Origin of the sequence: Paenarthrobacter sp. NPDC091669, from assembly GCF_044756725.1 — a bacterium.
In the GTDB taxonomy this organism is placed as follows: Bacteria; Actinomycetota; Actinomycetes; order Actinomycetales; family Micrococcaceae; genus Arthrobacter; species Arthrobacter bambusae_C.
Genome location: NZ_JBIVTK010000004.1, coordinates 370688 through 393084 on the forward strand (window position 1 = coordinate 370688; position 22397 = coordinate 393084).

18 protein-coding genes, 1 tRNA gene and 1 riboswitch are annotated in these 22397 nt (G+C 63.4%); of the genes, 2 read left to right on the forward strand and 17 right to left on the reverse strand.

All coding sequences use genetic code 11. The features are described from left to right. Nucleotides 1-20: 20 nt before the first annotated feature. The 12 genes from ACIQLI_RS09360 to ACIQLI_RS09415 form a co-directional block, all read right to left on the reverse strand. Nucleotides 21-96 (reverse strand) — tRNA-Ala (locus ACIQLI_RS09360). Nucleotides 97-211: 115 nt separating this feature from the next. Next, complete coding sequence (gene rsfS / locus ACIQLI_RS09365) at nucleotides 212-616, reverse strand: ribosome silencing factor (RefSeq protein WP_026542411.1); 405 nt, start codon at nucleotides 614-616, stop codon at nucleotides 212-214. Nucleotides 617-674: 58 nt separating this feature from the next. Further along, the gene (locus ACIQLI_RS09370; RefSeq protein WP_400387448.1) at nucleotides 675-2120 is read right to left on the reverse strand and encodes a hypothetical protein; all 1446 of its coding nucleotides are present in this window, start codon (nucleotides 2118-2120) and stop codon (nucleotides 675-677) included. Nucleotides 2121-2127: 7 nt separating this feature from the next. Continuing rightward, complete coding sequence (gene nadD, locus ACIQLI_RS09375; protein ID WP_375154237.1) at nucleotides 2128-2802, reverse strand: nicotinate-nucleotide adenylyltransferase; 675 nt, start codon at nucleotides 2800-2802, stop codon at nucleotides 2128-2130. Between the two features lie 4 nt (nucleotides 2803-2806). Further along, a complete protein-coding gene (locus ACIQLI_RS09380; protein ID WP_089595294.1) occupies nucleotides 2807-3049 on the reverse strand; it encodes a hypothetical protein in 243 nt (80 codons plus the stop codon). 83 nt (nucleotides 3050-3132) lie between these two features. Continuing rightward, entirely contained in the window at nucleotides 3133-4497 is a 1365-nt protein-coding gene (locus tag ACIQLI_RS09385) for a glutamate-5-semialdehyde dehydrogenase (RefSeq protein WP_400387451.1), read from the reverse strand. Further along, complete coding sequence (gene proB, locus ACIQLI_RS09390) at nucleotides 4494-5675, reverse strand: glutamate 5-kinase (protein ID WP_400387454.1); 1182 nt, start codon at nucleotides 5673-5675, stop codon at nucleotides 4494-4496. Before proB ends, ACIQLI_RS09385 begins: the two co-directional genes overlap by 4 nt. Then, nucleotides 5665-7251, reverse strand: coding sequence for a GTPase ObgE (obgE, locus tag ACIQLI_RS09395; protein ID WP_400387457.1), 1587 nt, complete (start codon nucleotides 7249-7251; stop codon nucleotides 5665-5667). The genes proB and obgE overlap by 11 nt, the downstream gene beginning before the upstream one ends. Nucleotides 7252-7408: 157 nt before the next feature. Further along, nucleotides 7409-7672: a 50S ribosomal protein L27 gene (gene rpmA, locus ACIQLI_RS09400; protein ID WP_024816903.1), complete on the reverse strand. Its 264-nt coding sequence runs from the start codon at nucleotides 7670-7672 to the stop codon at nucleotides 7409-7411. Between the two features lie 62 nt (nucleotides 7673-7734). Then, on the reverse strand, nucleotides 7735-8043 hold the full coding sequence (rplU, locus tag ACIQLI_RS09405) for a 50S ribosomal protein L21 (protein ID WP_024816904.1): 309 nt from the start codon (nucleotides 8041-8043) through the stop codon (nucleotides 7735-7737). Between the two features lie 376 nt (nucleotides 8044-8419). Next, nucleotides 8420-9937: a bifunctional hydroxymethylpyrimidine kinase/phosphomethylpyrimidine kinase gene (gene thiD / locus ACIQLI_RS09410; RefSeq protein WP_400387460.1), complete on the reverse strand. Its 1518-nt coding sequence runs from the start codon at nucleotides 9935-9937 to the stop codon at nucleotides 8420-8422. Then, nucleotides 9928-10026: riboswitch (TPP riboswitch) on the reverse strand. (Overlaps the previous gene by 10 nt.) Before the next feature lie 136 nt (nucleotides 10027-10162). Continuing rightward, the gene (locus ACIQLI_RS09415; RefSeq protein WP_400387463.1) at nucleotides 10163-13366 is read right to left on the reverse strand and encodes an Rne/Rng family ribonuclease; all 3204 of its coding nucleotides are present in this window, start codon (nucleotides 13364-13366) and stop codon (nucleotides 10163-10165) included. Between the two features lie 485 nt (nucleotides 13367-13851). Here ACIQLI_RS09415 and ACIQLI_RS09420 point away from each other — a divergent pair, with 485 nt between their 5' ends. After that, the gene (locus ACIQLI_RS09420; RefSeq protein ID WP_400387465.1) at nucleotides 13852-14532 is read left to right on the forward strand and encodes a vitamin K epoxide reductase family protein; all 681 of its coding nucleotides are present in this window, start codon (nucleotides 13852-13854) and stop codon (nucleotides 14530-14532) included. Between the two features lie 80 nt (nucleotides 14533-14612). Here ACIQLI_RS09420 and ndk read toward each other — a convergent pair whose 3' ends face one another. The 4 genes from ndk to ileS are packed head-to-tail and all read right to left on the reverse strand — an operon-like array spanning nucleotide 14613 to nucleotide 20194. Then, the gene (ndk, locus tag ACIQLI_RS09425) at nucleotides 14613-15032 is read right to left on the reverse strand and encodes a nucleoside-diphosphate kinase (protein ID WP_089595301.1); all 420 of its coding nucleotides are present in this window, start codon (nucleotides 15030-15032) and stop codon (nucleotides 14613-14615) included. A gap of 42 nt (nucleotides 15033-15074) precedes the next feature. Next, nucleotides 15075-15527, reverse strand: a complete 453-nt coding sequence (locus ACIQLI_RS09430) for a DUF4233 domain-containing protein (protein WP_400387468.1) — start codon at nucleotides 15525-15527, stop codon at nucleotides 15075-15077. Between the two features lie 2 nt (nucleotides 15528-15529). Beyond that, nucleotides 15530-16891 (reverse strand): bifunctional folylpolyglutamate synthase/dihydrofolate synthase, encoded by a 1362-nt coding sequence (locus ACIQLI_RS09435; protein ID WP_400387471.1) that lies wholly within the window; start codon nucleotides 16889-16891, stop codon nucleotides 15530-15532. Between the two features lie 3 nt (nucleotides 16892-16894). Next, on the reverse strand, nucleotides 16895-20194 hold the full coding sequence (gene ileS, locus ACIQLI_RS09440) for an isoleucine--tRNA ligase (protein ID WP_400387473.1): 3300 nt from the start codon (nucleotides 20192-20194) through the stop codon (nucleotides 16895-16897). Nucleotides 20195-20558: 364 nt separating this feature from the next. Between ileS and ACIQLI_RS09445 the strand changes: the two genes are divergently transcribed. Continuing rightward, a complete protein-coding gene (locus ACIQLI_RS09445; protein WP_400387476.1) occupies nucleotides 20559-21605 on the forward strand; it encodes an endonuclease/exonuclease/phosphatase family protein in 1047 nt (348 codons plus the stop codon). Here ACIQLI_RS09445 and ACIQLI_RS09450 read toward each other — a convergent pair. After that, the gene (locus ACIQLI_RS09450) at nucleotides 21602-22393 is read right to left on the reverse strand and encodes an SDR family oxidoreductase (RefSeq protein ID WP_400387478.1); all 792 of its coding nucleotides are present in this window, start codon (nucleotides 22391-22393) and stop codon (nucleotides 21602-21604) included. The two genes, ACIQLI_RS09445 and ACIQLI_RS09450, sit on opposite strands and share 4 nt — an antisense overlap. Nucleotides 22394-22397 lie beyond the last annotated feature (4 nt).

Consider the following 22397-nt stretch of genomic DNA (forward strand, 5'->3'; position numbering starts at 1 on the left):
GACGAAAGCAGGACCCTAGGTGGTGGAGCTGAGGGGACTCGAACCCCTGACCCCCTGCATGCCATGCAGGTGCGCTACCAGCTGCGCCACAGCCCCATATTCTTGCTGCTTCACGTCCAGCATTTCAGCCATCCGCGCCGAAGCAACTCAAATATCTTAGAACAGCATTTCCGAAAATTCCAAATCGGGCATATTCGGTTGCCAGTACTGCCTAGCGCTCTGAGTCCTCCGCGGAAACAGCCTTGGCGGAGGCATCGTCACCGAGCTCCAGATCCACCACAGGGCAGTCCTTCCACAGGCGCTCCAGTGCATAGAACACGCGATCTTCGGCGTGCTGGACGTGGATCACGATGTCCGCATAGTCCAGCAAAACCCAGCGGCCTTCGGAGCGGCCTTCACGACGCACGGGCCGAAGATCCTGCTTGAGCAGTTCTTCCTCAATGCCATCGACGATTGCGTTGACCTGGCGCTCAGTGGGAGCAGACGCAATCAGGAAGATGTCAGTGAGCGCCAACCGCTCGCTGACATCAAGTGCAACGATGTCTTCGGCGAGCTTATCGGCCGCTGCACGCGCGGCGTGACGGGCGAGAGTGATGGATTGTTCATGTGCAGACACGGGGACTCCTTGTTGTGGCCTGTGGCCTTGTTGTGGCGTTTGCCGAGATAAAGCGGAACTAGCCGCTGGTGATCATGATGATGCCGACGATGAGCGCAACCAGGCCCAAAGCCAAAACACCGTACTGCAGCAGCCTGTTGCGCTGAGCGCGTGCCAGTCCTGCAGTATTGACGTCCAACGGATCAAGTCCGTAAGCCGTACTGGCAGAAACGGGCGGGCGCTGCGTCTCTTCGCTGCGCTCCACTGGTGGAACAGGCTTCTTCCTGGCGGACCTGGCTACAGCTTCCGCACGGGCAAGAACTCCTGCGCGGCCCCGGGAACCTGGCTTCTTGACCTGCGACGGGTCATCCAGAGTTGGACCTGCCGAGGTGATCAACGGCACGAATGTGGTGCTGGGACGCTTCATGACCGGACGCTCAACACCAGGAACCTTGACGAACTCCAGCGGAGTCACCATGGCCAGGTTGTTGGCCGTGGAAGGACCAGACGTGGCCGCCGGAGACTTTGCCTGCTCTACCTTGCTCTGCTCAGCCTTGTTCTGCTCGGCAAGCTTCTGCTTGGCTGCAGCGCGCTTGTTCAACACCGCCGCACGTTCGGCCAAGGCAATCTGCTCCGCCAACACCGTTGGATCAACAGCCAACGGGTCCTGCTCGGCAATGTGTTCCAGCTTGGACGTCTGGTTTTGAACCTGCGCCGCGATCAACTCACGGACAGCAAGCGCCTGCTCAACGGACATTCCGGACTCCGTGGCAGCATCCGGAGCTTTGTCCATGGGCGTGGACTTGCCTGCGGGAGTTTCGTCATCCGCTGGTGTGCCCTTGTCCTTGGGGATGCCGTTGCCGGCCCCGGCTTTGGCAACCTCGGGCTTTGCTATGCCGGACTTGGCAACTCCAGGCTTTGCATCCGCGGACTTCGGAGCGTCGGCATTTCCGACGCCATCCGACGGAGCACCTGGCTTTGCCGCTTCCTGCGTGGAACCCGGCACTGGAACGATAGGGTTCATTGACGTGGCAACTTCGGCCTGGAGCTGCTGAAGTCGAAGCTGGCGCCGCGTGGGAGGCCCACCTCCGGAGAGCTGTTCTTCCTTGTCCGCAAGCTCCTTGATGGTCCTAAGAGCTGCACGGTCACGCGCCCGGACCTGCGAGGAACGCTCCTGCGCTGCGGTTCCTACGGCATCCACCGGACCATCAGCGGCACGGCGGTTACGGGCGGCGGGACGGTCAGACCCAGCCGGACGGTCAGCACCAGCAGCGGCACTTGTGGCGGGGGCCTCGGGATCCACGCCGGCTTTTGCCGGCACCTTTGGCTCCGCGGCAGGTTTCGGCTGCGCCTTCGGTTCCGCGGTGGCGTCCGGTTGCGCCTTCGGCTCCGCAGGGGCGTCTGCCTGCGCGGTGGTGTCCGGCTGCGCAGTGGTGTCCGGCTGCGCAGTGGCGTCCGACTGCTCTTCCCGGGCGCGGCGAAGCTCACGCCTGCTGCGGATGGGTCGCTGTTCCTGGCTGCTCATTCAAAACTCATTCAGTACGTGCTTGGTCGTCTGATCCGGACAGTACGGGCGTCAGCTCCCCTGCCACGGGCTGGGGCGCGTAAAGACCATATTTGGCGATATATTGCACCACTCCGTCCGGCACCAAGTACCAGACGGGGTTGCCTGCGCCCACGCGGATCCGGCAATCCGTGGAGGAGATCGCCATAGCGGGGACTTCGAGCAAGCTGACGTCGTCAGTCCGTCCGAGGTCGTTCAGTTCATGTCCGGGCCGGGTCACGCCGACGAAGTGCGCCAACGACCACAACTCGTCCACATCTTTCCAGGACAGGATCTGGGCCAGGGCATCCGCACCGGTGATGAAGAACAGGTCCGCGTCAGGACGCTGGGCCCGCAAATCGCGCAGGGTGTCTATGGTGAACGTGGGGCCGGGACGGTCAACGTCCACCCGGCTCACTGTGAACCGCGGGTTGGATGCTGTGGCAATGACTGTCATCAGGTACCGGTGCTCCGGCTCGCTGACAAGTTTGTGCGACTTCTGCCACGGTTGCCCCGTTGGCACGAAAACCACTTCGTCGAGTCCGAACTTGGCTGCTACTTCACTGGCAGCCACAAGGTGGCCGTGATGGATTGGATCGAATGTTCCACCCATCACGCCCAGCCGAAGCCTGCGCCCCGACTCCCCACGTGGTGTTGCGGCAATAATGTTAGTGGCCCTGCCCGTGGGTGTGCTTGTTCGGGTGCTGGCGGTGCGGGTCTGCGTGCTCTTCAACAGCCTCGTGGCGGTTGCCCAGGTTGGTGTAGGAGAGGGTGACGAACAGGAGGACCAGCATGAGGGCAAACATCACGATGCCGAAGACCCACGGCTCTGCCCACAGGGGTGCGAGTTCCTCGTGGCCGCCGCCTTCAGTTTGGGCGGCAATGGACGTGGCGATCTGCTGAAACAGCATCTTCTCCCCTAGTTTGGTTCTCAAATGTTTTGCACGGCGGGGCATCCCGACGTTCCGGACTTCTGTTCTATGTTACAGCGTTGCTAGCTGCGGACTTGGCCTTCGCCCTGGACGATCCACTTGGTGGTGGTCAGCTCCGTGAGCCCCATGGGACCGCGGGCGTGCAACTTTTGCGTCGAAATACCCACCTCGGCGCCGAGGCCCAGTTCGCCGCCGTCGGTAAACCGTGTGGAGGCATTGACGATCACGGCAGCGGAATCAATCTCTGCGATGAACTTCTCGGCGTTGGCCAGGTTGTTGGTGAGGATCGCTTCAGTGTGTCCCGTGGTCCACGTGCGGATGTGGTTGACGGCCTCATCCAGGCTGTCCACCATGGCCACGGCGAGGTCAAGGTCCATGTATTCAGTGGCCCAATCGTCGTCGTCAGCGGGAACGGTTTCAATCTCCGGGCCCAGGGCAGCGGCGATCCTCTCGTCCACATGAAGCGTCACCCCTTGTGCCCGCAATGCCTTGGCAACAGCAGGAAGTGCCGTTGCGCCCGAGTGCACCAGCAGGGTCTCCACGGTGTTGCAAACGCTGGGACGCTGCGTTTTGGCATTGAGGAGAATTTCCACGGCCATTTCTTCGTTCGCCGACTCGTCGATGAAGATATGGACGTTGCCTTCACCGGTTTCAATAACGGGCACGGCAGAGTTGGTGACCACTGTCTGGATGAGGTCCCGCCCGCCCCGCGGAATAAGGACGTCCACGCGTCCGCGGGCACGCATCAGCACGTTGGCACCTTCGCGGCCGTACTGGTCCACGGTCTGGACGGCATCGGCCGGCAGGCCCACCGAGTCCAGTGCTTCCCGAAGGATTCGTACTAAAGCCTCATTGGTATTCGCAGCAGCTGACCCGCCACGAAGAATCACGGCGTTGCCGCTCTTCAGGGCCAAGCCGGCGATATCCACGGTCACGTTCGGGCGAGCCTCGTAAATGGCGGCCACAACGCCCATGGGTACGTTGACTTGCCGCAGACGCAGACCGTTGGGGAGCGTCTGCCCGCGGACGACGTTGCCCACGGGATCCGGCAGGCCCGCCAGGTTCTCCAGGGCCGCAACCAAGCCATCGATGCGTGCAGGAGTCAGTGTGAGGCGGTCCAGGAGTGCAGCGGTGGTACCATTGGCCCGGCCTGCGGCAACGTCCTTGGCGTTGGCCTCCAAGACATGCTTCCGGTTCTCCACCAGGGCTGTTCCGATGGCACGGAGCGCACGATCCTTCCATGCACGGTTCGCCTGGCCCATGCGGCGGGCAGCCTTGCGGGAACGGTCCGCAATGGCATGAACGGCGGCCTGGACATCCTCCGGGGAGAGCGGAACGCCGCCTGCCACAGGGTTCTCCGGCGTGTGTCCGGAAACACCGGAAACGTCGGAGATCACAGGGGCATCAGGGGTCAGCGCTTCAGTCATGCTCCAAGTTTAGATGAGCGGGGCGCCCGCAGGAGCACCAGATCATCAACATGAACAACTTCGCGGTCGTAACCCCGGCCCATTGCCTGGCCGAGCTCCTGGGTAGTGCGTCCCAGCATGCGCGGGAGTTCCTCCGAGGAGTAGTTCACCAGCCCACGCGCCACCACGGTTCCGTCATGGGCAACCATCTCCACAGGATCGCCGGCTTCGAAATCACCACTGATCTCCGAAATGCCCGCAGGAAGGAGTGACCTGTGCCGTTCGCGCACTGCTTTAACCGCGCCGTCGTCGAGCATTAAGCGTCCCTGAACCGTCGCCAGGTGCGCCAGCCACAGGAGGCGGACCGGCTTGCGGTTGCCATTGACGGAGAACCAGGTCCCCACGTCCTCCCCCGCCAAGGCGGCGGCGGCGTTGGCCGTGGACGTTACCAAAGCGTGGATACCGGAGCCGGCAGCGATCGACGCCGCCTCAACCTTGGTCATCATTCCACCGGTTCCGACGCCGGCCTTGCCGGCCTTGCCGATGGTGACGTCCTCAAGGTCCTGAGGACCCTGAACCAACGGAATACGCTTGGCGCCCTGGGAGGGCGGTCCGTCATAGAGGGCGTCGACGTCGGACAGCAGTACCAGCGCATCAGCGCGGACCAGGTGGGCCACCAAAGCGGCCAGTCGGTCGTTGTCGCCAAAGCGGATCTCGTGCGTGGCCACGGTGTCGTTCTCATTGACCACGGGCACCACGCCAAGGTTGAGCAGACGGTCCAGCGCCCTGAAAGCGTTGGTGTGCTGGGTGCGGCGCATGAGGTCGTCCGCGGTTAGCAGCACCTGGCTGACGGTGACGCCGTGGGCACTGAACGCCTGAGTGTAACGGGCCATGAGCAGTCCCTGGCCTACACTCGCGGCAGCCTGCTGCGTGGCCAGGTCCTTGGGCCGTTTGGCCAGACCCAAAGGGGCCAGGCCCGCAGCGATGGCCCCCGAAGAGACCAGAATGATCTCGGTGCCGGCATTGCGCTTGTCCGCCAGGGCGTCCACCAGTCCCGCAAGGGATTTCTCGGAAATACCGCCCTTGATGCTGGTCAAGGAAGAGGACCCTACCTTGACCACAATCCGCTTGGCGGTGGCGAGGGCCTGGCGCTCCAGGCCTTCGGCCATGGCCGGATCGTCGACGGTCCTAGTCGTCATCACCGGCGTCCAGGGTACTCTCCCTCATGGTCTGTGCGCGGCGGCCGCTGACGGATTCAGTCCAGATGCCGGCCTTGCGTTCTGCTTCAAGCTCTGCACGGGCTGCTGCCTTGGCTTCGCGGCGCTCAAGCTGCTCATCGCGCTTCTGCGAACGCGTAGGACGGTCGCCGATGTCCGCAACGCGGATGTCGGTGCCGCGGGGGGTTGCCAGGAGTTCGGCACCGGCCATCATGGTGGGCTCCCAGTCGAACACCACGCCATCGTCTTCACCGATGACCACGGTGTCGCCGGGCTTGGCGCCAACCTTGAAGAGCTCAGTTTCCACGCCCAGCTTGGCCAGACGGTCGGCAAGGTAGCCGATGGCTTCCTCGTTGGTGAAGTCGGTCTGCTTGACCCAGCGCACAGGCTTTTCGCCCAGTACGCGGAAGAGCGGTTCGAGGTTCTTTTCTTCGCGGCGGATCTTGAAACCGGACTCGTTGACTGCACGGGGCCGAAGGACGGGCGGTGCAACCTTGGGAGGTGCGACTGCCACGGCGTCGCGCGCAGCCTTGACGATCTCGGCCATGGCAAATCCGAGCTGGCGCAAGCCCTCGTGGCTGGTTGCCGAGACTTCGAAGACCCGGTATCCCCGCGCTTCCAGGTCCGGACGAACGAACTCGGCCATGTCCTTGCCATCGGGCAGGTCAACCTTGTTGAGGACAACCAGTTTGGGACGCTCGTTCAGGGGAACAACTTCGCCGTCAACACCGGCGTAACTCATGTCTACCGCGTACTTCTCCAGCTCGGCCTCAATGATGGCGAGATCGGACAGCGGATCGCGGTCCGACTCCAGGGTTCCGCAGTCAAGGACGTGAACCAGTGCCGCACACCGCTCAACGTGCCGCAGGAAGTTGTGCCCGAGTCCCTTGCCTTCGCTGGCACCCTCGATCAATCCGGGGACATCTGCAATGGTGAAACGGACTTCTCCCGCCTGGACCACGCCGAGGTTGGGAATGAGGGTGGTGAAGGGGTATTCGGCGATCTTCGGCCGGGCAGCCGACATGGCTGCGATCAGGCTGGACTTGCCGGCCGAGGGGAAGCCAACCAACGCGATGTCAGCAATGGACTTCAGTTCCAGGACGATGTCGCTGGATTCGCCTTCGATGCCCAGCAGCGCGAAGCCGGGCGCCCGGCGCTTCTGGGAGGAAAGGGAAGCATTGCCCAGGCCGCCTTGGCCGCCTGCAGCTGCGACGTATTCAGTGCCCTCACCCACGAGGTCAGCCAGGACTTCGCCGTCCTTGGTCTTGATGACGGTGCCGTCGGGGACCGGAAGAATCAGGGTCTCGCCGTTCTTGCCACCGCGCCAGTCGCCCATGCCCGGGCCACCATTGGTGGCGTGGCGGTGGGGTGCATGGTGGTAGTCCAGCAGGGTGGTGGTCTGGGCGGACACCCGCAGAATGACATCGCCGCCATTGCCGCCGTTGCCGCCGTCGGGGCCACCGAGCGGCTTGAACTTCTCCCGCTTTACAGAGACACAGCCGTGGCCGCCGGTTCCGCCGGATACGTGCAGGACTACCCGGTCTACAAAGCTCGCCACGTGGATCTCCTCAGTTGCTGTCTTACTTACAGCGTTTGTTGCTGTTGCCAGCGCTGTTGCAAAACCAGTGCGCTAAAGCGCCCTAGTCGATTGTAATGCGGTTAAAAGAACGGTGGAGCGGGCCGTTTGGCCCGCTCCACCGGTTCAGAACTTGTTTTTACTCTGCAGCTGCAGCAGCAACGATGTTCACTACGCGACGTCCGCGGCGAGTACCAAACTCAACCGAGCCGGCCTGCAGGGCGAACAGGGTGTCGTCGCCACCGCGACCTACGCCTGCACCGGGGTGGAAGTGCGTGCCACGCTGGCGAACGATGATTTCGCCTGCGGAGACTACCTGACCACCGAAGCGCTTGACGCCCAGGTACTGTGCGTTGGAGTCACGACCGTTGCGAGTGGAACTCGCGCCTTTTTTGTGTGCCATGTGAAATGCCTGCCTCTAAATTTCTGGGGAAACTGAAAAACCTGAACAGCGGGTAACGAAAGTTACGCGATGCTGGTGATCTTGATCTTGGTCAGTTCCTGACGGTGACCCTGACGCTTCCGGTAGCCGGTCTTGTTCTTGAACTTCTGGATGACGATCTTCGGACCACGGAGGTCCTCGAGGATCTCAGCCGTAACCTTGACGTTGGCCAGTTCCGCAGCTGCGGAGGTGACCTTCTCGCCGTCTACCAGGAGCAAGGCGGGCAGCTCAAGCGTGCTGCCGGCTCCACCGGGGACGCGGTTAAGCGTTACGTAGTCTCCAACGGAAACTTTTTCTTGGCGGCCGCCTGCGCGGACAATCGCGTACACCACTTGGGTACTCACTTCTCTCGACGTTTATAACTAAATTTGCGTGCGGAACCTGGAACCGAAATCAGGCTTGGTTCGCGCTGTGCCTCAACGCCGTGGACTTCTGATCGAAGTCCGCGAGTCATCCCTTGAACAATTCCAAGGGGCATAACCCAAGTGTTGGCGTAAGCACCGAAGATCAAGATTACGCTAGTTTGACCCTCGGCTGCAAATGAGGCCGGGTCCGGAGGCTACCACGTGACTTGCATCACCAGTTGTAACGGACTCTCCCGGCACCGTGCCCATACAGCCTACAGGGTTTGGAGCGATTAACGTGATTTGACCCGCGACGCGCTGAGGCGCCTTGGGACCCGGGGATAAAAAGCCCGCACTGAAACGGTCAGGCGAACAGCCGCGGAGCGTCGAAGAATGCAGTCTCATAGCGGCAGGACTGGGCAAACGCCTCCAGCATGGACGCCCTCTCGCCCTCGGAAGCTGCCGCCGCAGCGGCGTCCGTGAAATTGATCGCATTCCTGGTGGCGGCAGCAAACTCTTCATCGGCGTAGGTCCTGAGCCAGTCCGCGTAGGGATGCGCTGCCGGGGCTCCCGCGTCCACGAACGATGCGTGGAGCTGCTGGCCCACCTCTGCGTAGAGCCAGTAGCACGGCAGGATGGCCGCCAGCACCACGGCGTAACTGCCGGCGGCCGAGGATGCCAGCAAGTGGTCCACATAGGACTTGGTGACGGGTCCGGTCACCGGGGATGCCTCGCGGGTACTGAGCCAATTCCTGTGCAGTTCCGATTCGACCTCAAGGCACTGCTGTGAGGCTTTCGCCCAGAACAGTTGTTCCTCCTCCGTGGGCGCAAGGGCGCCCGCTCGCGCCAGGACCCTGGAATACCCGTTGAGGTAGATGGCGTCCTGGGCAAGGTAGTAACTGAACGCTGCTTCAGGGAGGTCGCCCGACTGCAGGCCGTCGATAAAGCTGAGCTTGTGGATTGCCGCGAGTTCCGGAGCGGCTTCCTTCCACAGCGCCGCGGCGAATTCCCCCGGCCTCAGGACCTGATGGTGGTGAAAATGGTGGACCGGCCCATTTCCCTTGCCTACGTCGAGGCTGTCCGAATGCAGCAACGCCTGGAGCAACCACGGCTTGACCTCGCGCAGGGAAGCTTCCCAATCGCCGGTGCGGGCCTGGACTGTGGCCAGAGCGGACGACAACGAACAGCCCGTGCCGTGGCTGTTCTTCGTTTCGATGCGGGGTCCGGCTACCTCAATGACATCCTGCCGCAGGAGTCCGCTGGTGTTGACCAACGCGTCCGGGCATTCCGTCCCTGCCAGATGTCCGCCCTTCACCAAAACCGTGGTGCCGCACTCAGCAGCCAGCCGCTTGCCCTGGTTCAATGCCGACTCCCAATCAGCAGCTTCAGGCTCCCCCAACAGCATGGCAAGCTCCGGGAGGTTCGGGGTAATAAGGTCTGCCAACGGCAGGAGGGCGCGCAGTGCCTGCTCGGCGGACCCTCGAAGGAGGCGGTCACCGCTGGTGGCCACCATCACCGGGTCAAGGACCACGACGGCGGGACGCACCGCCTCAAGCCAGCCGCGGACCTCATCGATCACCGCAGCGTCACCGAGCATTCCGATCTTGACGGCATCGATGGCGATGTCCGTGCTGATGGCTTCCAATTGCTGTCGCAGGAACTCCACGGGTGGAACGTGCACGGCACTGACACCCAGCGTGTTTTGGGCCGTCAACGCGGTGACCGCCGCCATGCCGTAGCCCCCCTGGGCGGCAATGCTCTTCAGGTCTGCCTGGATACCGGCACCGCCGGAGGGGTCCGATCCCGCGATACTCAATACACGGGGCGTTTCGCGGCCGGAAACAACCAGAGGGTACACGGAAGAATACGACGATGACGTCATGGGGACATCCCTTCGCCGGTGCTAACCGGACAGGTTCAACGGGTCTGGATCTCAGCCTGGCCCAATGCCCGGCACCCCGTGTCAGTCCACCAGCGTAGCCGGGATGCAGCGAAGCCTGGGAACTGCGCCACGCACAAGACCGGATATGACCGCCGGGAGAGGACAGCAAAGGGCCCTGCAGTACCCGCCTGTGACGGTGACTGCAGGGCCCTTGCGGATCAGATGCTAGAGCTCCGAAGCGGGAACGCCAACCCCAAGGATGATGGGTTCCTCGGACGCCACCTTCTTGGCAGGCTCCGCCGGCGCTTTGGCCTCATGTGCCGTTCCGCGCGCTGCCGTAGCTGTTACCTCGTGGTGCTCAACGCTGGTCTCATTGGCTGCGCCCTGGGCACGGCTGGCACTGCGGTTGCGGCGCCCCCGACGTGACTTCGAAGCCGACGCGGCTTCAGGGTCCTCATCTACGTGCCCCGCCACGGCGGCTTGCGGCGCAGCGGCTGCCTTGGAAGGAACCACGGTTTCGGGCTTTGCCTCGGGTGCCGCGCCAAGGTGGGAGAACGCTTCGGCCAGGAGATCCAGGCTCATGGCGGGCTTGGCGGCAGGCGGTTCCTCGTGGTGTTCCCCGAATGGCAGGGCCACCTCGTCCCCGCCGAATCGCAGAACCGGAGTGGACCGTGCCTCCCGAACCGGTGCTTCGCGCTCTGATTCGTGGTCGGCGTGCTCTCCGGCCTGGGGCTGTGAGGCAACAGGCGCCTCGTGCTGGCCGCTTGCCCGCGCCTGCTCTTCTGCACGGTGGACTTCGTCATCATGAAGGTGGGCAGCGTGGGCGGCAGCAGCGATCGTCGCCAGCGCAGCCCGGGTTGCCTCTGCCTTGGCCTGCTTTGCCGGATCCTGCGGCTCGGAGGCCGCGGGAGGTGCAGCAGGGGCGGAGGCAGTGGTGTGGACCGGCGCGGGAGCCTCGGCGACAGCCTGTCCCCCACCCTTGCCACGGCGCCGCTTGCGTTCCGTCCGGGCGGTGGGTTGCTGCGCCTCAGTGTGCGGGCGGTGGTGCTCGGCGGCCACGACGTTGGCGCGGCGGTGCTCCACGGGCTCGTCGTGGGTGACCACGCCGCGGCCGGCACAGTGCTCGCACTGCTCACCGAAGACCTCAAGGAGGCCGGTACCCATGCGCTTGCGGGTCATCTGGACAAGGCCCAATGACGTCACTTCAGCCACTTGGTGCTTGGTGCGGTCGCGGCCAAGGCACTCAACCATGCGGCGGAGGACGAGGTCGCGGTTGGACTCAAGGACCATGTCGATGAAGTCGATGACAATGATGCCACCGATGTCACGCAGGCGAAGCTGGCGAACAACTTCCTCAGCAGCTTCGAGGTTGTTCTTGGTGACGGTTTCTTCAAGGTTTCCACCGCTGCCGGTGAACTTACCCGTATTGACGTCCACCACGGTCATGGCTTCGGTGCGGTCGATGACCAACGAGCCACCGGACGGGAGGAAGACCTTGCGTTCCAGTGCCTTGTGGATCTGCTCGTCAATGCGCCACGCACCGAAGATGTCCTGGTCCTTGGTCCACTTCTCAAGGCGGCCCACAAGGTCGGGGGCAACGTAGGTGACGTAAGCCTCAATGGTGTCCCAGGCGTCGTCGCCGGAAACGATCAGCTTGGAGAAGTCTTCATTGAAGACGTCACGGACCACCTTGATGGTCAGGTCCGGTTCGCCGTAGAGCAGTTCCGGTGCCAGGACCTTGGTGGAGGAAGCCTGGCCTTCGATGCCTTCCCACTGGGCGCGCAGGCGGTTGATGTCATGCGTGAGTTCTTCTTCCGACGCACCTTCAGCAGCCGTGCGGACAATGACGCCGGCGTTTTCCGGCAAACGGTCCTTCAGGATGCGCTTGAGGCGGTTGCGTTCGACGTCGGGGAGCTTGCGTGAAATGCCGGTCATGGAACCACCGGGCACGTACACCAGGTAGCGGCCGGGCAGGGAGATCTGGCTGGTCAGGCGGGCACCCTTGTGGCCTACGGGGTCCTTGGTGACCTGGACCAGGACGGAATCGCCGGACTTCAGCGCATTCTCGATCCGACGCGGCTGGCCTTCGAGGTTAACCGCATCCCAGTTGACTTCACCTGCGTACAACACGGCGTTGCGGCCGCGTCCGATGTCCACGAAGGCAGCTTCCATGGACGGCAGGACGTTCTGGACCTTGCCCAGGTAGACGTTGCCGATCAGGGAGTCCTGCTGTGTCTTGGAGACGAAGTGCTCGGCAAGCACGCCATCTTCCAGAACGCCGATCTGAATTCTGTCGTCGCGCTGGCGGACAATCATCTGGCGGTCCACTGATTCGCGGCGGGCCAGGAACTCGGCCTCAGTGATGACCTGGCGGCGGCGTCCGGTCTCACGGGATTCGCGGCGGCGCTGCTTCTTGGCTTCAAGCCTGGTGGAGCCCTTGACGCTGGTCACGCGATTGGAGGGAGCAGTTTCCGTGATGGGGCGGGGAGCGCGGACGCGGGTCACCGTGTTGGGCGGATCGTCGTCCGAGCCGCCGGTCAGTTCAAGGTCCTGGTCGCCACGGCGGCGACGACGACGTCGACGCGAAGTCACCCCTTCGTCGGAGGCTTCAGCAGTGGGAGTTTCCTCGTCCTCGGACTCGGCTCCATCTTCGGTTTCACTCTCTTCGCGTTCGGTCCCGCGGCGGCCGCGGCGGCCACGGCTCCGGCGACGGCGGCGACTGCCGGCATCTTCCAGCTCATCCTCGGCACCGGTCCCGGCTTCTTCCGCGGGCTCCTCTTCCTTCTCCTCCACCGCGGCAACGCGGGGAACAGTAGTGAGGTCCGGCGCCTGGAAAATCATGGACGTGATGGAGACGGGCTCCAGGAAGAGCGAAGCAGAGCCTGCAGCGGCGGCTTCCTCGTCTTCGGGGGTTGCCTCAACAGGAGCCGCATCAACGGCAGGTGCTTCCGCAGCAGGCGACGCTTGCTGGGAGGCGGCGTCCGGCGTCGTGGTTTCCACAGTGGCTTCAACTGTGCTTTCCGCAGCAACGGCTGCTGCTTCGGTGGCGGGCGCCTCGGCTTCAACCTTGGGCTTGGCAGTACGACGACGGCGGATCGGCTTTTCGGGGGCGGGCTCGGCGGCGGCTTCGGGCTGGGTCTCTACAGCGGCTTCCGGCGCGGCAGCAACGTCGTCACCCAAGCCGGGCAGTGGCTCAGCGGGTTCTGCCTTTTTACGGGAGCGGGTACGGCGAACCGGCGCAGCGGGGGCCTCCGTTGACTCAGGAGTCTCCGTCGATTCAACGACGGGCGCTGCTGCAGCCTGCACCTCTGCATCAGCTGCAACTTTGGGCGCAGCCTTGCGCCGGGTCCGGGTGGTTTTCTTTGGCGCTTCCGCTGTTTCCGCGGGAGCTGCCTCGTTATTAACGGCTACAACCTGGTCATTATCCATATGTGGCAACACTCCTGCCCCAGCGACACCGCCACATCCGGCGCCCAGTGGGGCAAATATTGTCAAAACCCGCAGGCGTTGACAGAAGTCGGTAGTATGCTCTCCGGTTCGCACCATCATTGGGGTGCGGCAGCCCTGGAAAGCCGGCGCCATTGTTCTGAAACCCGTTGTTCTGCTGCCACAACCAGGTGCCGTCCATTGTCATGGCGGGCCCACCAAGGATCACGTGATCCAGGCATGCCCAGCTCATACTGGCGGTCTTGGGAACAAAGTCACCGGACCGGATTCCGAATGTGGATCGGGTTCCGGCCATGTTCATTCTCTCACACCCGTTCACCTTCCTACGGTAGGCCGCTGTGTCGCAGCTCCTGGGGAGCAGGCACAACCAGAAGCTTGGGGGCTCCGTCCAGCCTCCGGAGTTACAATCCTCCCAAGAGCCCATACCGGCGTGGCCGGACCGTACGTTGAAAAGGACCAGATCCGCGATGCCGAGCACAGCCAGGGAAAACCTGGCCAACCAATCCACCAAGTCCGTGGAGGTTTCCTCCACGCAGGCAGGTCCGCACCAGGATTCACTCCCCCGGACAGTCCGTGACAAACCCTTTGCCTGGCTGATGCTGATCACCGGTGTGATCGGCTGGGTGGCGTCCGGAGCCTTGGTTCTGGAGAAGCTTGAAGTACTCAAGGACCCCAACCACGTGACCGTCTGCGATGTGAATCCCTGGGTCTCCTGCGGCGCGGTCATGCAGACACCTCAGAGTTCCGTGTTCGGGTTCCCCAACATGTTCATCGGCATCGTTGCCTTTGCCGTCATCATCACCACGGCGATGGGCATCCTCGCGGGGGCCAGGTTCTCACGAGGCTACTGGCTGGGGCTCCAGGCAGGCGTTACGCTTGGCTTCGCTTTCGTTGTCTGGCTGTGGTCCCAGGCCCTCTACGCCATCCACGTGCTCTGCCCGTTCTGCATGGTGGTGTGGGCGGCCATGATCCCGTTGTTCGTGTGGGTAACCATCCGCAATGTCACCCACGGAGTCATCAAGGCACCACCGGCGTTGGCAAAGCTGCTGGGCGAGTCCGGCTGGATCATTGTGGCACTCCTGTACGTAGCCGTCATCGCCACCATCTTCTTCTCGTTCATCCACATCTTCGTGGGGTCCTCCGCTTAGGTAAAACCCTCGCGAGATGACAGAAAAGGCCAATGTTCGTGATGAACATTGGCCTTTTCTGTAGTTTCGGCGAGGCGTGACTAGCCTGCGAACCAGATTTTGATCTCGCGCTCAGCCGAGTCAACCGAATCCGAGCCGTGAACGAGGTTCTGCTGGACTGCCAGGCCCCAGTCGCGGCCGAAGTCACCACGGATGGTACCCGGTGCCGCCGTGGTGGGATCGGTGGTTCCAGCCAGGGAGCGGAAGCCTTCAATGACACGGTGGCCCTCGAAGACGGCCGCGATGACCGGTCCGCTCAGCATGAACTCAACCAGTGGCTCGTAGAACGGCTTGCCCACGTGCTCCTCATAGTGCTGCTCCAGCAGCTCGCGGGAGGCGTTGACCTTCTTCAGCTCCGCCAGGGTGTAACCCTTGGCTTCGATCCGGGCGAGGATGGTTCCGCCCAGGTTGCGGGCGACGCCGTCGGGCTTGACCAAGACGAGGGTCCGTTCAATGCTCACAGTTGCTCCAATGTGGTTGGTCGGGTGGTTTTCCCAGCCAGTTTACGGGGTTTGCGGGCCTGCTTCGTCACTGTGGGCAGCATCCCATTCCGCCTGCTCACGGTCCCGCTGGGCTACTTCCCGGTCGATCCTCATGCCGGCCCTGATCCCGTACCACCAGCAGATGGCGAACAGGATGCCCACAATGAACATTGTTGGCTCAGCAAAGCCCGTCAGGATCAGCACCAGCTGCAGCCCCCAGCCAACGGCGATCCCCCAAGGCCTGGACAGCACAGCGCAGGCGAGAACCAGCGCCACGCTCAAGGCGATGCCCACGCCCAGGATGATGCCGGGAGCTACTTCCCCGCGCCTCAACCCGAAGACCGCCAGGGTGCCGAAGAACGCGACGAAGGCTTCCAGGAGGAGCACGGTGGATGCGAACATCACTTTGGTTGAGCGGCGCTTCTTAGGCATGCCGGGGCGCCATTCACGCTGCGCCTTGGTCATCTTAGCCATCTTTAGGCACCGGCCTTTCCGAGCAGGATCCTGGCCTCGGCCACCACCGTGATGGAGCCGGTCACCAGGACGCCGCCGGCGAGGTCGTCGTAGGATTCCGCACGCTCCACGGCCCATTCAAGGGCGTCGTCGAGCTTCTCCGCGATGTGGATGTTGTCCTCGCCGAAGCCGAGGTCGACGGCGAGTTCGGCCAGTTCCGCCGCGGGAACGGCACGTGCCGAGTTGGATTGCGTGAAGCAGAATTCCCCGGCAAGTCCACCGAGGGAATCCCTGAGGGTCTTCAGGATCTCCTCCGCGTCTTTCTCGCGCAGCACTCCCACCACCACCACGAGCTTGCTGAAGCTGAAGGCCTCCTGGATGGCCTCGGCTGAGACGCGGATGCCGTCAGGATTGTGCGCAGCGTCAACCACCACGGTAGGCGCCGTGCGGACAACCTCCAACCGCCCTGGCGACGTCACGTTGCCGAACGCTTCCTTGAGGACCTCAGCATCGAGTTCCTTCTCTCCCCCGCCGAAGAAGGCTTCCAAGGCAGCAACGGCGACGGCAGCATTTTCAGCCTGGTGGGCGCCATGGAGCGGAAGCAGCAGGTCCTCGTACCGGCCGGCAAGGCCTTGGATGGTCAGGACCTGTCCACCAACAGCCACTGCGCGGGACTCAACACCGAATTCAACGCCCTCGAACCGGAACGGCACCTCCACTTCGCGGGCTTTCTCCAACAGGACCTGCGCGGCATCCACCGGCTGGGCGGCGCTGACCAGGAACCCGCCGGGTTTGATGATGCCGGCCTTCTCATAAGCGATGTCCTCGGTGGTGTCGCCCAGGAGATCCGTGTGGTCCAAAGAGATCGGCGTGATGACCGAGACTTGGCCGTCGCCCACGTTGGTGGCGTCGGTGATGCCGCCCAACCCGACTTCCATGACGGCGACATCAACCGGCTGGTCCGCGAACACGGCAAAGCCCAGAATGGTGAGGCACTCAAAGTACGTCAGGCGTGGCTCGTTGTCTGCCTCGAGCTCGCTGTCCACGATTTCCAAGTACGGGCGGATTTCGTCCCAGATGCGCACGAACGTCGCGTCCGGCACGGGTTCGCCGTCGATGCTGATGCGCTCGGTGACCTTGGACAAGTGCGGGCTGGTGTAGCGGCCCGTGCTCAATCCGTGGGCACGGAGTCCGGCCTCGATCATGCGGGCCGTTGACGTTTTGCCGTTGGTGCCGGTGATGTGGATGATCGGGTAGGCCTTGTTCGGCTCCCCCAGCACATCCATGGCACGGAACAAGGGAGCCAGGCGCGGTTCCATCTTGTTTTCCGGAGCACGGCCCAGAAGTTCGGCGTAGACGCTTTCTACCGAGAATTCGTCAGTCATGATTCAGGCTCCTGCCTTGGTGACCGTGACCTGCGGTTCGTCGACGCCGGCCAGCAGAACCTCCAGCTCAAGGGTCAGCGTTTCTGTCTTCACGAGCTCCGCATTGGCTTCCAAGGCGTCAACGACGTCCTGCGCGGCCTCCACAGACGTGCGGATGCGGTCACTCACGTTGAGTCCAGCGTCCTTGCGGGCCTGCTGGATGGCGCGGACCATGTCCCGGGCCAGCCCTTCCGCGGCAAGCTCCGGGGTGACCTCGGTGTTGAGGACCACAAAGCCACCGCCAGGAAGTACCGCTACTGCAGAGCTGCCGCCGTCGGCCGCTTCGGCAACCACAGTCTCCAGCGTGTACTCGTGCGGCTCGAGCTCGAGGCCACCGGCAACGACAACACCGGCATCATTGACAGACCAATCGCCGGACTTGGAGCCCTTGATGGCCTGCTGGACGTTCTTGCCCAGGCGCGGTCCGGCAGCCCGGGCGTTGACCACCAGCTTCTGCTCGATACCGAATTCCTCAGGCGAGGCAGTTGCCGCGTCCAGCAGGCGGACGGACCGCAGGTTCAGTTCATCAGCGACGACGGCGGCAAAGCCTTCCAGCGCGTCCGCCCCAGGTGCCACAACGGTCAGTTCCTGCAGCGGCAGGCGGACGCGCAGGTTGGCGCCCTTGCGCAGGCTGGAACCTGTGGAGCAGATCTGCTGCACGCGGTCCATGGCCTCCACCAGCCCAGCGTTGGCAGGGAACAAGGACGCGTCGGGCCAGTCAGCCAGGTGCACGGAGCGGCCACCTGTCAGACCACGCCAGATCTCCTCGGAGACCAGCGGCAACAACGACGCCGACACCCGGCACACGGCTTCCAAAGCCGTGTAGAGCGCGTCAAAGGCGTCAACATTCTCGTCGAAGAAGCGCTGGCGGCTGCGGCGGACGTACCAGTTGGTGAGCATGTCCAGGTAGCTGCGCAGTTGATCGCAGGCACCTGAGATGTCGTAGCTGTCCAGGCTGGAAGTGATGTTCCGGACCAGGTCTCCGGTGTTGGCCAGGAGGTACTGATCCAGGGTGTCGGCGTAGCCGTCGTACCGCAGCTTCGCTTCGTAACCCGTACCGCCGTTCGATGCGTTGGTGTACAGCGTGAAGAAGCTATAGACGTTCCACAGCGGCAGGATGACCTGACGGACGCCGTCGCGGATACCTTGCTCGGTCACCACGAGGTTCCCACCGCGAAGGATGGGGCTGGACATGAGGAACCAGCGCATGGCGTCGGAACCGTCGCGGTCCAAGACCTCGGACACGTCCGGGTAGTTGCGCAGGCTCTTGGACATCTTCTGGCCGTCGGAGCCCAGGACGATGCCGTGGCTGATCACATTGCGGAATGCCGGGCGATCAAACAGCGCGGTGGACAGGATATGCAGCATGTAGAACCAGCCGCGCGTCTGTCCGATGTACTCCACGATGAAGTCCGCCGGGTTGTGGGTGTCGAACCACTCCTCGTTCTGGAACGGGTAGTGCACCTGTCCGTACGGCATGGAGCCGGAGTCGAACCAGACGTCCAGGACGTCCTCGACGCGGCGCATGGTGGACTGGCCCTCTGCCGGCGAACGGGGGTCGTCCGGGTTGGGACGGGTCAGTTCATCGATGAACGGACGGTGCAGGTCCACCTGGCCCTCGTTGTTGACCGGAAGGCGGCCGAAGTCGGCCTCCAGGTCCGCCAGCGAACCGTAGACGTCGGTGCGCGGGTACTCGGGATCATCCGACTGCCACACGGGGATGGGTGAGCCCCAGTAGCGGTTGCGGCTGATGGACCAGTCGCGGGCGTTGTCCAGCCATTTGCCGAATTGGCCGTCCTTGACGTTGCCCGGGATCCAGTTGATCTCCTGGTTCAGCTCGGACATGCGGTCCTTGACCTTGGTGACCTCCACGTACCAGGAGGAAACTGCCCGGTAGATCAGGGGATTCCGGCAGCGCCAGCAGTGCGGGTAGCTGTGCTCGTAGCTGGCCTGGCGGACCAATCGGCCATCGGCGCGGAGCACTTGGGTGATGGGCTTGTTGGCGTCGAAAACCTGCAGGCCAACGATGGATGCCAGCTCGCCGTGGGCAAACAGCGGCAGGAACCTGGCGCCTTCGTCCACGGAGAGGACCACGGGGATGCCGGCGTCTTCACAGACCTTCTGGTCATCCTCACCGTAGGCCGGAGCCTGGTGGACGATGCCGGTACCGTCCGTGGTGGTGACGTAGTCGGCCACCAGGAAGCGCCAGGCATTCTGCGTGCCGTACTTCTCAGTATCCGCAAAGTCGTTCCACAGCGGCTCATACTCAAGGCCTGCCAGCTCGGCGCCTGTGTGGGTGGAGACAACGGCGGCAGTTGCGGCAGCAACGTCGTCGTACCCCAGGTCCTTGGCATAGGAGCCCAGCAGGTCAGAGGCGAGCAGGAAATTGCCCGTGACCGGAGCCTCGGCCGATGCCGCTTTGACGCCGTTGGGTCCTGCGGGCAGGACCGCATAGGAGATGTCAGGTCCGACGGCGAGCGCCAGGTTGGTGGGCAGCGTCCAGGGCGTGGTGGTCCAGGCGATGGCCTGCACACCTGCAAGGTCCTTGGAGAGACCGGTGTCGCATGCCTTGATGGGGAAGGTGACCGTGACCGTCTGGTCCTGGCGGTTCTTGTAGACGTCGTCGTCCATGCGAAGTTCGTGGTTGGACAGCGGCGTCTCGTCCTTCCAGCAGTAAGGGAGGACGCGGTAACCGTTGTAGGTCAGGCCCTTTTCATGCAGCTGTTTGAAGGCCCACAGCACCGACTCCATGTACTCGACGTTGAGGGTCTTGTAGTCGTTCTCGAAGTCCACCCAGCGGGCCTGGCGGGTGACGTAGGCCTTCCACTCGTTGGCGTACTTCATCACGGAGGCGCGGCAGGCGTCGTTGAATTTGTCGATGCCCATGGCTTCGATCTGGGTCTTGTCCGTCATGCCCAGTTGCTTCATGGCTTCGAGCTCTGCGGGCAGGCCGTGGGTGTCCCATCCAAAGCGGCGCTCCACCCGCTTGCCGCGCTGGGTCTGGTAGCGGCCTACGAGGTCCTTGGCGTAGCCGGTCAGGAGGTGGCCGTAGTGCGGGAGGCCGTTCGCGAAGGGAGGGCCATCGTAGAAGACGAACTCGTTGCTGCCGTCCTTACCCGCATCACGTTGGTCGATGCTGGCTTGGAAGGTGCCGTCTTCGTCCCAGTATTTGAGGATGCGTTCTTCGATCTCCGGGAACTTCACGGAAGCGGACACGCCGTGCGTGCCGGACGAAGACGCTGAGGCCTTGGGGTAGTGGGTCATCTCATATCCTGTGATAGCTGGTTGACTGTCAGGATGCGAGGACGGCGTCGATGTTTGCTGTTGTTCAGTCACAGCAACACCGGTACCGCGGTACCACCTCACTTACCGAAACCTTGGCGACCCCTGGGTAAGGGATAGCTGCCGGCTCCGGCCTCTCATTACTGCTGTGACGGGCTTACCCGTCCGGTTCTACTGGGCGCCTGCCACCTTGCAGGTGGCCAGCGCTGTTCTTCCGGAAGCTCACCGGTGATGGCCGGGTCTATGCTGGTCCCCCAAGTCTAGCGGCAGCGAGGTGCCTCCCTCTACCCGGAGTTCATCCCATGGATGGAGTCCGGTGGCGCCGCTGGTACATAGACTCGTCCCCATGACGCTTCCCGCTCCTGCACTTCCGGAAACCCGCCGTCCCCGGCGGCCGGCATCCCTCGCGTGGCCGGTACTGGCCCTGGTGGTGTCGCTGCCGGTTGCGGGGCTGTCAATATTCCGTGCCATCCCTGCCGAATGGCCTCTCCTTGTGGTGCAGTTGCTGTCCTTCACGCCGTGGATGGTGCTGCCCGCGGCGCTTGCCCTGGTGCTTGCTGTGGTGGGGCGGCGTCGGTGGGTCATCATCACGACGGCGGCGCTGTTGGCGGTTCAGCTGTTTTGGCTGTTCCCGCTGGACCACGGAAAAGCGGAAGCACTGCCGGCCGGTACGGCCACGGCATCGCTGAAGGTGATGAGCCTCAACTCCGAGTATGGCGAGGCGGACGCGGCGACCATTGTGAGGCTGGTCCGCGAGAAGGGTGTCCAGCTGCTGACCATCCAGGAACACACCCAACGGCTTGAAGACGCGCTCAGCTCAGCGGGCATGGAGGACGTGCTGCCACATCTCCTCAGTCAACCCAACGACGACGCGTCCGGTGGCGCGGTGTATTCCGTGTTCCCGCTGGAGGCGGTGGGGCTGCTGCCTGACACCCCGTTCCGGATGGACGTGACCCGGGTACAGGTCACGGATTCCGGTGCTGGTTCCACGGCGGTGCTGAACCTCACCAACGTCCATACCCTGCCACCGGTAGATGAGCGGATCGGGCAGTGGCGCAGTGATTTGGACAAGCTGGCCCGGCAGGCGTCCCGGCCCGGGAATCACCTGTTGGTGGGCGACTACAACTCAACGTACGATCACGCCGAGTTCCGTTCGTTGCTCGACAACGCCTTGGACGGTCAGCAGGCGGGCACGAAGCTCGTCGACGTCGGAACAGCTTCCGGTGGGCGGCTCTCCCCCACCTGGCCCATGGAGGGACCGCCGCTGCCGGGCATCGTCATCGACCACATTGTCACCTCGCCCCGGATCAGCAGCAGCGGCTACGCGGCCCTCCACGTTCCGGGCACCGACCACGCCGCCATCCTGGCAACGCTCAGCATTCCTGCCGGTTAACTTTCCTTGCGGATCAACTTGTAGTTGGCAGCCTGGGCTACCGGACGGATCACGATCTGGTCGAGGTTGATGTGGTGCGGCAACGACACTGAGTACGCCACTACGCCTGCCACGTCCCCGGCGCTCAGCGGCTTGTCCACACCGGCATATACCTTGGCGGCCGCGTCTTTGTCGCCCAGCCGGTTCAGTGCGAATTCCTCGGTATACACCAGACCTGGAGCCACCTCGATCACCCGGATGTTGTTGCCTACCTCTTCCAGGCGCAAAGCATTGGTCATGGCGTGCTGGGCAAACTTGGCGGCGTTGTAACCGGCCCCGCCCTCGTATGCCGACAGTCCGGCCGTGGAGGTCAGGTTCAGGACCGTACCTTCGCCGTTGTCCCGCAGCATGGGCAGGAATGCCCGGGTGATCTTCATGGTCCCCAAAACGTTGACCTGGTACATCCACTCCCAGTCCTCGGTGTCCGCATTGGCGATGGTGTCCGCGCCGCGTGCACCACCGGCGATGTTGATGAGGGTGTCAGCACCTCCGGCCGAGGTCACGGCCTCCAGCAAGGCGGCGACGTCGTCGTCGTTGGTGATGTCAGCCGGGAACGGCACGGCGCCGGTTTCAGCACCCAGGGCCTCGAGCCTGTCGGCCCTGCGCGCCACGGCGAAGACCGTCCAGCCCGTGGACGCCAGGGCCCTGACGGTGGCTTCACCGATGCCGGTGCTTGCACCGGTGACCACGGCCGTCTTGTTCGTTCCGGAATTCTGTCCTGTGGGGGTGCTGTGCGCTGCCAAAGTCATGGCA